Source organism: Furfurilactobacillus curtus (genome assembly GCF_045862785.1).
GTDB classification, from domain to species: Bacteria; Bacillota; Bacilli; order Lactobacillales; family Lactobacillaceae; genus Furfurilactobacillus; species Furfurilactobacillus curtus.
This window is the reverse complement of record NZ_BQXO01000002.1, coordinates 22,981-35,615: the sequence shown is the minus strand read 5'-3', so window position 1 is coordinate 35,615 and position 12,635 is coordinate 22,981. Positions and strand designations below refer to the sequence as shown.

Annotated in this window: 5 protein-coding genes; 4 read left to right on the top strand and 1 reads right to left on the bottom strand. The window is 48.4% G+C overall.

What is annotated here, in order from left to right; translation table 11 throughout:
* Window positions 1-69 precede the first annotated feature (69 nt).
* The 3 genes from ACKTR2_RS03300 (at window position 70) to ACKTR2_RS03290 (ending at window position 11,138) form a co-directional block, all read left to right on the top strand.
* Window positions 70-7,947 carry a hypothetical protein gene (locus tag ACKTR2_RS03300; protein ID WP_407882601.1) on the top strand — a complete coding sequence of 2,626 codons (7,878 nt, stop codon included), beginning with the start codon at window positions 70-72 and terminating at the stop codon, window positions 7,945-7,947.
* A 102-nt stretch (window positions 7,948-8,049) separates the two neighbouring features.
* Window positions 8,050-9,609 carry a glycosyltransferase gene (locus ACKTR2_RS03295; RefSeq protein ID WP_407882600.1) on the top strand — a complete coding sequence of 520 codons (1,560 nt, stop codon included), beginning with the start codon at window positions 8,050-8,052 and terminating at the stop codon, window positions 9,607-9,609.
* On the top strand, window positions 9,606-11,138 hold the full coding sequence (locus tag ACKTR2_RS03290) for a glycosyltransferase (RefSeq protein ID WP_407882599.1): 1,533 nt from the start codon (window positions 9,606-9,608) through the stop codon (window positions 11,136-11,138). Before ACKTR2_RS03295 ends, ACKTR2_RS03290 begins: the two co-directional genes overlap by 4 nt.
* Before the next feature lie 50 nt (window positions 11,139-11,188).
* On the opposite strand, the gene ACKTR2_RS03285 is transcribed toward ACKTR2_RS03290, so the two are convergent.
* Entirely contained in the window at window positions 11,189-12,133 is a 945-nt protein-coding gene (locus tag ACKTR2_RS03285; protein ID WP_407882598.1) for a linear amide C-N hydrolase, read from the bottom strand.
* Between the two features lie 229 nt (window positions 12,134-12,362).
* On the opposite strand from ACKTR2_RS03285, the gene ACKTR2_RS03280 reads away from it, so the two are divergent.
* Window positions 12,363-12,545, top strand: a complete 183-nt coding sequence (locus ACKTR2_RS03280; protein WP_407882597.1) for a hypothetical protein — start codon at window positions 12,363-12,365, stop codon at window positions 12,543-12,545.
* Window positions 12,546-12,635 lie beyond the last annotated feature (90 nt).

The following is a 12,635-nucleotide window of genomic DNA, read 5'->3' as shown; positions in this document are numbered from 1 at the left end:
AGCATTGCTGATTCTGCTGCTGCTCGTGCACAGCGGCTCTATTTGGACTTTTTAGCTGTTGACGACAGTATGGAACAACAAGTCAATGATGATTCAACGGTGGCGTCTACGAATGCCTCGGTGGCGGCTTCCGCAGATTCTGCCGCGACTCTGATAACAACCAATGCTGCTACTAACGGCAGTGTGGCGATGTCTTTGGCAAACAAAGCGTTATCAATTGCCGCGACTGATTCGCAAAACGTTTCGGTGCAAGGTTCGGCCGCCACGGTTAGTACGGCTGCTTCACAAATTACTAGTACTGTTCAACAGCTGCAAGATAATCAGGCGATGATTAACCAGTTAACCGCCAGTGCTGCTAGTGTGGCCTTGAGTTATGACGCCAGCCAAGCGGCTACGATGGCTTCACAAGTCAATTACTTGGTCGTCGAGGATAACGACTTAATTGCATCAATGAATTCGGCTGCGACGGTGATTAGCCAACAGTCGCCAATTCTAAGCCAGGCGGTGCACGTAGATAGCGTGACCGCCAGTGAAAAGGCCTCAGACGCGGCGGCAGCGGCTTCAACGGCGTCAGGTCAAGTTAAAACGGTTAGTGAACAAACAAATACAATTTCACAAGCGACCAGTGAAGTGATGAGCGCGGCCAGTGCTGCAGCCACGGATGTCAAGTTACAGTCCGCAGCACTTTCCGCGGCTTCGATGGCTGATCTTGCAAATAAACTTGCGACAATCGCTCAGGAAGATGAAAACTCTGCGGCAGCGGCCAATACATCCGCGCAAAGTGCGGCGCAGGCGAATGATGTTGCTTCAGCGACCTTCTTCGCTTCAACCGCGGCTAGTTATGCGGCGTTAGTCCCGAGTTTACAGAGTTCGCTAACTTTGTTAATTAGTGCGGCTAATTCATTAGCGAGTGCCGCTGGGCAAAAAGTAATCGATGACCAGACAGCCGCTCAAATACAAGCTTCCGCTGCATCAACGATAGCGAGCGCGGCGACCAAGGCAGCCAGTGCTGGCTCAACAGAAGGTACGAACGTCAATCATATTTTGAGTTCTGCTCAAGCGATTGCGGCGACAGCACCTAAAGATGCCGCGGTAATCAATTTGCTTTCTGAAGCCAATAGCTTAACAGCTCAGGTAAACGCTGATAACGTTTCGGCTTCTGCAGCAGTTAGTGATGCTGATCGGTATGCTTCATTAGCTGTGTCAGCGGCGGCTAATAATGATGTTTCAGGTGCGACAAATTATGCGTTAGCTGCATCTACAGCGGGTTCAACTGTGAGTTCCTTGGAATATCAAGTGGATCATTTGGCTACCACGGCCAACGAGGTTTACAGTCAAATGACAACCCGAGTTGCCGGGGATGCGTCGGCTGCTAACCAAGCTTTAAGTGAAGCTAATCGTTATGCGAGCCAAGCGACTAGCGCTAATGTGGCAACAATACAGGCTTCAGCAACGATGAGTACGGCTGCCAGTCAGATTGCCCAGTTGGTGACAACTGATTCGGCTAATGGCGATTTAACGGGATTGTTAATTTCAGCCAATCAATTGAATCAGCAGGTCAGTGCGCTAACCAGCAGTGCTTCAGTCGCGCAGAGTATGGCTGATTCTGCGGCAAGTGACGCGCAATCAGCTACTGGCTTAAATGACAATCAAACGGCCAGTGCGGCGGCATCAGTCGCCTCTGCTCAAGCCAGTGTAGCCGCGGCTACTTTGGCCAGTGCAACAGCGTTAGCGACTAGCGTTGACGATTTGGCTAACCAAGTTAGTCAAGCTGTTAGCGCCGACGCCAGTGTGGCTGCCAGTGCCGCTAGTGGTGCCAGTGCTGCTGCTTCTTCAACTAGTAGCGATGCAGCACTTGCTAGTCAGCAAGTGATTGATTTGAATAGCATGGTTGATCAAGTAAATTCTATTGCTGAAGCTGATCAGAAAAATTTGGCAGTTAAGGCTGATGCCTCATTAGTCAAAAGTTTGGCTGACCAAGCTGTTAATGCGGCTAGTACCGCAGCTGCTTTTACTGACTCAGCAAATGAATTATCACGTCAAGCCAGCTTAGCTGCTGCAGATAATAACGCCATCGCAGCGCAAACATTAGCCAGCCAGGTGGCAAGTCTTGAAGTTCAGGCGGCTAGCGCGGCTAATCAAGCAGTCGCTGCGGCTAAATCTGCTAAAAATGCACTAGCGGATGCGACCAACAACTTAATTAACGATACAATTGGCGCCAATGACGCTGCTGATCAAGTTACAAGTTCAGAAAATGTGACAAGTATCGCCGCGTCGCTAGTGGCCTCTAACGCTTCTGCCGCTTCACCAGCGGTGGATTCAATCGTTAAAACAACGCAAAGTGATGCAGCTAATTCGACGCTATCAGGAAACATTGAAGCGGCTAAACAGCTAGTGAGTGGGTATGAGGAATTAACCAGTGCGGCTATTAGCGCGGAACAACAGGCGCAATCCTTAGTCAGTGCTGCTAGTGTCGCTGCTGCTAGTCACGATCTGAATACAGCTAGTCAGTTGGCTGATCAGGCGAAAACTGTGCAGACCTTAGCAAATAGTTTGGAAACGAGTGCGGAAAACTTAGCTAGTCAGATGGCCAGTGTGGCAACAACGGTCGATCACACTGTTTCATCTGATTTAGCGTCGACAGCCGCAGTGGCAGTGGTCCCTGCTGCAAGTAACGTCACCTCAGCGAATACGCTGTCAGCAGCGGTTCTTAGTGATGTTGCCAGTTTGCGAGCCGATGTTACGCAGACACCAAATGATTCGCGATTGGCAAGCGCACTTACGACGGGTCAATCTTTGAGTAGTGGTTACGATTCGGCCGCTAGTCTGGCTAATTCAATGGCGACAATTGCCGCGAGTGCTGTCAGTGCGGCAAGTAGTTTAGCTGAATTTAATAATCCATTATTGACCAGTCAGGCGGCGTCAACGGCCGCTAGTGCGGCTAGTGTCGCAACAAGTGCGGCAGCGACAGCCGCTACGATCCAACAATCATTAGCGGTATTAGTGGCTAGTGCGGCAGCGATCAATTCAGCTGACCAAAATGCCGCTGCGCAAGATCATGTGGCAGCCGATACGTTGAATACGAGTGCAAATAATGAAGCAACGTCGCTGGCGGATACGTTTGCTAACCTGACCAGTGCCGACAAGACCAGTCAGTTAACAGCCAAGACTGATTTACAGAATGCTGCAGTTACCAGTTTGGCTAGTGATGCTAGTAGCACGCAGGCAGCGGCTAGCTTAGCTAATTCGCAAGCCGTACTTGCCATTTCCTTGATTAACAGTGCGCAACAGGCGGCCTCCACCGCAGCCTTAAGCAATGATTCTAATGCCACAAGTCTTGCTTTATCAGCTGCACAAGTGGCGACCAAAGCCTTGTCAACCGCTGCTGCACAATTAGATTCATTAGCGACGGTTGCCAAAGACACCGTGACAAAAGTTCAAAGTTCAGTCACGGCAGACTCGACGGCGGCAGCGGATGACGCAACAACAGCCTGTGTTGCAGCAAATAGTGCCAATCAGGCAGCCACAAGTGTTGATCAGTTTAACCAGCAAATAAGTGCATTGGCTGATAGTGCCGCGACCTTGGCCAAAACTGATTTACAAAATTCGGCTGTTCAAAATGCGGCCAGTACGGCGGTTTCAGCGGATAGCACCGCCGATTCGCTCGTAAGTGTGGCGCAATCAGCCGCTGACGTGGCCAGCGTCGCGGCGGCTAAAGCCACCAGTGCTGCTAGTGCTAATGATGTCAGTGCTGCTAGCCAATTTGCTAGTGTCGCAATAGTCGCACAAAGCACGGCTACTTCAGCAGTAGCCGCCGCTAGTACCGCCGCAGTAACTGCGCATCAAGCGCAATCAACCGTTAGTGACACGGTAACGGTTGATTCACAAGCTGCATCTGGGTATGCGGATAATGCCAGTGACCAAGCTGACTCAGCCAGTGTGGCAACAGCGAGCGCCCAAACTGATTACACTAAGACGAGCAGTTTGACAACCGTCGGCCAACATCTGGCAACGGCTGACTTACAAGATTCTGCTGTTCAAAGTGCTGCAAACGCCTTATCAGCTACCGATATCCTGGTTCAGTCGTTGGCATCTGTCGCCGCTAGTGCCAATGAGGTCGCTAGTTTGGATGCTCAAAAAGCTGCAAATGCAGCTCAATTAAATGATGTGACTGCCGCTAGTCAGTTTGCTAGTGAAGCGATTAGTGCAGATCGTGTGGCTAGTTCTGCCGCTAGTAAAGCGGCCAGTGCTGAACAATTTGCCAGTCAGACGATGACTGATTTAAGTACAGCCGTGGCAACGGATTCTACAGCAGCTTCAGATGAAGCAACAATGGCAGGCTTGGCGGCAAGCAGTGCTGACAAAACGGTCACTGGTGCCGATCAACTTAACCAGCAGACGAGTGATTGGGCGGCCAGTGCAACCTCCCAAGCTAAGCGCGATTTACAAGATTCGGCCGTTCAAAATGCTGCTAGTACCGCGGCTTCAGCGGCCAATACTGTTGATTCATTGGCAAAATTAGTGCAATCTGCGGCCACCGTTGCTAAGCAAGCAAGTTCTTTAGCAGCTAGTGCAGCAGAGAACAATGATGTTAACTTGGCTAGTCAATTTGCTAGTGAAGCGGCAAGTGCGCAAAGTGCCACTACTTCAGCCGTGACAGCAGAAAGTAATGTTGCCAAACTTGTTAGTCAAGCGCAGTCAGCCGTCGATTCATTGGTAACGTTTGATTCTGCCACGGCTGCAAGTGATGCAACGAAAGCTAGTACTGCGGCCAATCATACGAGTGACTTGGCTGATAGCGCTAATCAGGCAAGTAAAGAGCTAAGTTCGTTAGCAGCCAGTGCAACTTCTTTAAGCGAGACTGATGATCAGAACTCAACGGTTCAAAGTTTAACTAATGAAGTCAGTTCGATCACTAATACCGCCGATTCATTAGCTAGTGTGGCTCAGTCAGCGGCTTCAGCGGCCAGTGTGGCGGCCATAGCTGCCTCAAATGCTGCTAGTGTTAACGATATCAGTGCCGCTAGTCAATTCGCTAGTGAAGCGGCTAGCGCGCAAAGTGTCGCCATTTCCGCTAATCAAGCAGTGACTGATGAACAACAGGCCGCTACGGAAACGCTATCGGCAGCTAATTCATTGGTATTTGCTGATTCACTAGCTGCGTCAAAAGATGCCATCAACGCCATTGAAGCGGCCAGTGCTACCAGCGATGTCGTGACAAGTGCGGACCAACGCAACCAACAAACGCATTCATTGGCCACTGATGCAGCTTCTTTAGCCAAGACTGACTTACAGAATTCAACGGTTCAGAGTTTGGCGAGTGTAGCAGAGGTGGCGGCCAGCGCTGTTGATTCGTTAGTCAGCCAAGCCCAATCTGCCACGGACGTTGTTAATATCGCTGCGTCGTTAGCAGCCAGTGCTGCTAGCGTTAACGATGCCAGTGCTGCCAGTCAATTTGCTAGTGAAGCAGCGAGTGCCCTAAGCCTAGCTACTTCGGCAAATCGAGCGGCCAGCGCTGAACAGATGACTGCCAGTCAAGCTCAATCGAAGACTAATTCGCTGGTGACAGGTGACTCAAATGCGGCATCAACCGCAGAAAAGGCAGTTAGTGAAGCAACCCTTTCAATGAGTGGGGCCACTGACAGTACCGATCAAAGTAGGCAACAAACAGATTCACTTGCTGCAAATGCCGCTTCTCTAGCTAAGACGGATTTGCAGAATTCCGCTGTGCAAAGTTTAGCGGGCGTTGTGAGCGCGACGGCCAGTGGTGCTGATTCATTAGTGGTTGTTACCCAATCAGCGACGGCCGTGGCTAGTGCAGCGCTTGAGTCAGCAAAACGTGCTGCTAGTGCCAACGATGCCAGTGCCGCCAGTCAATTTGCTAGTGAGGCAATGAGTGCCCAACTTGTGGCGCAGTCAGCCGCTAGTCAAGCAACGAGTGTCGAAACCTTGGCCAGTCAGATGGTCAATGAATTAAGTATAGCGGTCCTTGATGATGCCAGTGCGGCCTTGAATGAGGCAGCGAAGGCCAGCCAAGCCGCAGATGCTGCAGAGGCGACAGCAATTAGTGCTGATCAAGTTGATCAGCAAACGAGTGCATTGGCTTCAACAGCCGGTTCACTCGCAAAAACGGATTTACAGAATTCCGCCGTTCAAAGTCTGGCCAGTGCTACTGTTGCTGCAGCAAGTACTGTCGATTCTCTGACTAGTGAAGCCCGATCTGCGGCCTCCGTCGCCAGCGCAGCAAGTTTACTAGCTAAACATGCCGCTGATGCCAATGATACTAGCGCAGCGAGTCAATTTGCCAGTGAAGCAGCCAGTGCACAGAGCGTTGCTGCTTCTGCGAATCAGGTCGCCAGCGCTGAACAAATTCGCGTCAGTCAAACCCAATCCATGGTTGGCTCATTGGTGACTGTTGATTCGACGTCCGCTTTGACGGACGCCCAAAAGGCCAGTCAAGATGCAGTTTCTGCTAGCTCAATTACAAATAGTACTGCTAAGTTGACTCGACCAACCAGCGAACTAGCTGCCCAAGCCGCGTCACTTGCCGAGCACGATTTACAAAATGCCGCCGTGCAAAGTCTGGTTACCCAGGCTGATTCAGCTAATCAGGTAGCTGAATTGTTAACTAGTGCGGCCCAGTCAGCTGCGTCGGTTGCTAGTATTGCCGCCTCATTAGCTGCAAGCGCTGCTGATATCAATGATGCTAGCGCGGCCAGTCAATTTGCTAGTGAAGCAGCCAGTGCACAAAGCGTCGCTACTTCTGTGAACCGATCTGCGGCTCAAGCATTTCGCTCAGCCAATGACGCCTTATCTGCAGTTGAGCAATTAATTGGAACTGATCAGTCAACCGCGCAAAGTGCGGCGAAAGTTGCTCAACAGCAAGCTTCAGTTGCTGATTCGCTAGCAAGTACCGCGGCTGAGAACAAGCGCCAGATAGACTTAGCAACGGCTGATGTAGCAGCTTTGGCGGCCACTGATTCCAGTAACGAAGTGGTGCAAAGTTTAGTCAATGCAGCTAATGTTGCCGATAAAGCAGCCGATTCATTGAATGGTGCTGTTGAATCAGTTGCTTTGCTTGCTAGTGCAGCGGCTTCGTTAGCAAGTAGCGCTGCCACAAGCAATGATGCTTCACTAGCTAAGTGGTGGGCGACGCAAGCGCAACGAGATGCTACCTACTTATCTAGCCTGACAAGTGCAGTTAAACAGCGGCGACAAGTCGCAGCGCAAGCTCAATCGCAGGCTCAACAATTAATTAAGGTTGATTCAATGGCCGCCGCGCAACTGGCAAGTCAAATTGCTGAAGCAACCGCTAAGTTAGCTAATGCCACGACGGCGTTATCAGCAGCTAAGTTGGTGGAGGAAACAGACGTTGCAGCGCAATCTGCGAAGAACCAAGTGTCTCAATCACTGGCGAGTCAGGCTCAACGATTGGCCGGCCAAGCTGCAAGTATGCAAGTCGATGTTAATCGATTGGTGGGAAAAGCAACGAAGCAGCTTCAACCCCACATGACTAATGAGCAAGATCGACAGATACTAACCAATTTGGCAAACACACAGCAACAAGTGCAATCTATGGCGGCGACCATCTCGTCATTGGCAGATCAAATTGCAAAGTTATTGCTAGAGGCAGCGCAAACGAATGGTGGCGCGAAATCAGTTGAACCATTAAAATCAATGTCTTCGAATCAGCCAATGGTTTCAACAAAGCCCGGAGCTTTCGCAGATCAACATTTTGGCAAAGCGCAAGTCGAGGCGATTAAAGTTAGTGCTAAAACAATTGCATCAGCGCCGAAAGCAAGCAATATTTCAACAACTAAGCATTCGACAAAAGTGCAACTACCAGCAACGAATACGTCGGTAAGCCCATCACGATGGGGATTGATTGGCCTAACCTTACTCGGCTTGACGGGTCTTGGTACCACACGCCGAAAAAAAGATAATTAAGAGGGGTTAAAAGTTCGTTCAGTCGTAACGAGGTACGGTAGAATAGGATTTAGCAATGTGCTAGATCCTATTTTTTTGAAAGGCACTCAGTGAGGTCAAAAAATGTATTATTTTATTAATGCGAGTTTCAATGAAAAAAAATCAGGGATTGAGCACGCTGAAATGAAGCGACTCAATTTATTTAAAGATCACCATGTGCCAGCTAAAATTGTGACGCGCTCGTTTTCACTGAGCTTACATGATACGCTAGCCAACGCTGGTTTAGCTGATGACGATATGGTCAATTTATTTGATTTTTTTGAAGGGACCGAGACATTTCCTAAGCAGTCCTTTAAGCTAGCTGATTTGCACGTCAAACCGAATTTGCAAGTCTTAGTAAATGATCAAGACGAGCATGGTTTTATGGTGCGCAATTCAGAACGAATTATTCAGCGAATTAAAATGCGTGCTCCTGAGTATCAGGAAGTCGAAAATGTCCTGACATTTGATCGTTACGCCAAATTAGTGAAGAGTGAGTACTGGGATACTCGAGGATTCAAGGCCCTGGAACAGTGGCATGATGCTAATGGGGCAGTCACGGCTGAACAAGTCTTTAACCCGCAAGGCGACGTGGTCTATCAAACATTTCATATGAAAAATCAACAAGGGAAAGTGGACAATTCGCTTTATCGGATTTTGAACTGGCACGGCAGCGATTACTCGTTTAACGGTGAGCAAGCGATGATGCGCTTTTTCCTTGATGAATTAAACCGGCGTGATGGTGAGAATAACGTCATGGTCGTTGATCGGACGTTTGAATTAGCCTGGTCCGTATTAAATATGAAGACGCGCGCCTTCAAAATGATGCATTTACATTCCAATCACTTAAATGATCCGGAACAAGTGATGACGGCGACGCTTAATTATAACTATGAATATGCGATTAAGAACTTACATCAGTGGCAAGGCGTGATTGCGCCGACGCCGCAACAACGCCTCGATTTTATGCATCGGTGGGGTGATGTACCAGCGGTTTTCGAATTGCCGGTGGGAATTGTGGATGACCAGGTTCTAAATGCCCCGCACGTGGATTGGCGTAAACGGACGCCCGGGAAAATTATAATGGTGGCGCGTCTCTCGCCTGAAAAGCAACAGGATAAGGTGATTGAGGCGTTTGAGCAGGTTTACAAACAGGTTCCAACCGCGCGCTTAGAATTTTGGGGTTACGCAAACGGTAAGGAAGGTGAACGGTTGCATAAGATCGTCGCTGACAAGCAACTGGGTGAACTCGTTACCTTCCACGATTACACGTTAGATATTGGCAAAGTTTATGACGGTGCGCAGATCAATGTCTTAGCTTCTCGAGCTGAAGGTTTCTCATTAGCGCTGTTAGAAGCGCAGTCACACGGGGTACCAACCGTTTCTTACGATGCTAAATATGGTCCACAAGGGATTATCCAAAATGATCGAGACGGCTATTTAGTCAAACTTGATGATGTGGACGCCTTAGCTAGCGCAATTAGCAAGTTATTGAGCGATGATGCGCTAATGCAGACTTTTAGTGAGCATGCTTATGAAGACGCAAAACGCTTTTCTGAAGCGGCTGTTTGGGAAAAATGGCAGGCGGTTTTTGAGGCAGTGGCAGTATTTAATCAAGGCCATGAACAGGAGGTTCAAGCGTGATTTATTTTGTAAATGAATACTTGATGGCATTGAACTCTGGGATTGAACACGCCGAAATTAAACGACTCCAATTATTTAAACATCAAGGTAAACCAGCGAAGTTAGTGACCCGAAATTTTGATCAAATGTTGTACGCGAACAAGCAACGGTTTGGCCTCGAAGATGATCAAATTGTTAATATGTATGACTTTTTTCAAGGGATTGAAACACGGGTTCCGGTTGGGAAAAATGAGCCAAAAATTGAAGCACTTCACTTAGCGCCCGAATATAATGTTGATCCAGGGGCAGATGTGAGTCACGTCTATGATGGTGATCAACTCATTATGGATGTCCATTTTGCACCCGGGACAATCGGCCAGTTGTACAGCGTCGATGTGTATGATAAGACCGGAAAAAAAGTTCAAATGAGTTTGTGGGATTTCCGTGGTTTCAAGACGCGGGATCAATTCTTTAGTAACGAGGGTGACCTGATTAGTCAGGTGACCTATGCCCCAAGTGGTCAACGAGTGATTGAAGAGTACTTTGGGCATGATGCAGATGGCCGCACTGTGTTGACGTTGTTACAGCTGTTGGACTATCAGAATCAAGATTTGTTTTTTAATAGTTATGACGAATTATTTACGTTCTTCTTGGATGAGCTTAATCGGCGTGACGGTGAGAAATCGACTTTTGTGGCAGATCGACCTGGGGCTTCCTACGATGCAGTTTTGAGTATGACGACTAAGGCGCGGCGTTACATAACGCTACCGACAACACATACGGTGGACGCTAAAGACCAAGTTTATGCCAACCTGTCAGGATTGTATGCCAACGCGTTGGTTAATCATATCGATCAGCTCGACGGCGTGATTGTAGCGACTGAAGCTCAAAAAGCTGATTTAACGCGGTGGATGGGCGGCGAAGACCGCGTGAAAACACCGATTTTTGCTGTTCCAGCCGGCGTTGTCGATCCAAAACAAGAGCATGCTAAGCACATTGCGTTGGCCCAACGTCACCGGCACGAGTTAGTCGTCGTCGGTCGGTTAACCAAAGAACGGCATACTGAAGATGTCGTGACCGCCTTTGCTAAGGTCAAGCAACAGATTCCTGATGCGACATTAGCGATTTATGGTTATGGAGATCAAGAAAAGCCATTAAATGAGCAAATTAAAAAACAAGCATTGACGGACAGTGTGAAGTTACATGGCTATCATGCCAATCTGGACGATGTATATGATCAAGCACAAGTCTACGTGAATGCCACAGAGGGCGACAATGAGCCACTAGCATTAACAGAAGCGTTGTCACATGGCCTACCAGCGGTTACGTATAACGTTTTCTATGGGCCAGCTGATCTGATTATGGATGGCCGTAACGGTTATTTAGTCAGTCGTGGAGATGTGGATGGGTTAGCAGGCGCGATGATCCGGCTTCTTAAAGATGACAAACTATGGCAACAGATGAGCCAACACGCCTACCAGAGTATGACAACGCGCATTGAATCTGTTGTATACGCAAAATGGAAGCGGGCTTTACACATTACGCATTAGAATGAGTAACGAAAAAAGATCAGCAAAGTTGCTGATCTTTTTTCGTTAGATTAAGTAAATGGTAGGGCAATGGTCTGTTGGGGAAAGCGGTCTTGTAAATTATTTAGTGAAACTTGATGAATTTGTTGGGTCCTAGTGGATTTAAAGGTCATTTTCAGACTAGTTAAATCCAAAACGTCCTCATAATGAGTGTAATCTAGATTATGATGGGTTAAGCGATCTAGGGTGCGCGGAATGACCACATCATCTAACAAAGCGATTAATTGGTTAACCGCGGTCTTGGCGTCCTGCGGTTGTGCTTGTTGCCACAGGTGAACCGCAGTTCGTTGGAACCGATCTGTGGGTAAATTTGTATGTGGCAGAGCCCCATTAAAAGCTTCTATCTGTGAAAGTAAGTTTGGCCAAGAGGTCGCTTCCGGGTGACCTAATCGTTGCCGCAGCCGTTTGACATGTGCCGGATAATTCGGCGTGTTCGTCAGGACGTGTAATGGGGCCGGTGTTAAGGTAAGCGTCTCATCACGTGGTTCAAGAATGGCAGTTTGTCCTGTCCGATCGGTTAATACCCAGTGAAACGGTCGCCAGTTGTCTTCTTGATGCCAAGCTTCTGCAACGATGCGTAGGGTTGGCAAATCGGCCGCAACACTAGCAATCGAGTCGTGTAAGAGCGCCCAGTAAATAAAATCTTGGGGTGTGATGTTTAAATGGTGTGCCGATGGCGTCGATGCATAGTGTGCTTCAATGGGGAAAAAGAGCTCCGCGCAGGCTAAACCGGCCGTATTCATCGCATCCCCCATTAGGTAATGATTGCCGGGCGTCCAGCGACCGCCACCTAATAAGGCAAACGGCAGCGATTGTCCAGCATCGTCAGTGGATGGTTGCCACCAGCTATCCGCGGGTAAATAAACTGGCCGCCATGGCGTCGTTGTCGGTAAATCCATCGTGCGCGCAAAAAAATGGTGTTGGTCTAAACTAGACGTTGTGATTGCTGTACACATGATATGCCTCCATGTGGCTCAATATACCACACTTGGACTGCAAAATAATTGTGTAAATAGATGGTGCTGGTCGACTGGATTGCTAATGGTATCCATCTGCAAATCGCATCTAGGTCAAACGGTGGTGATTTTTTACCAATCCTTACGATTCCCCACCTTGAAAGCTAGGTAAAAAAGACTAAACTTTGGTGACATTAGTAAATCGAACAAGAAAAACGGAGGCCCGCAAATGGGTTTATTAATCGGCTTAGCCTTGTTACTTTTATTCGGACGTTTTATTGGTAAACTAGTTTTTTGGATTTTGGGCGTGCTATTAGTCGTGGGTGCGTTTATGTTCTTTGCCCATTTAGCGATCTGGTTAGTCGTGATTTTTCTAGCAATCGGCGGGTTGTCTTATTTGGGGAGTAATTAAATTAAAACTGCGGCGCTTTATGAATTTGTGATAGTAGCCGAATTAATCATCATCAAATGGTTCGGAACGAAATAAAACTCCGAATTTGAT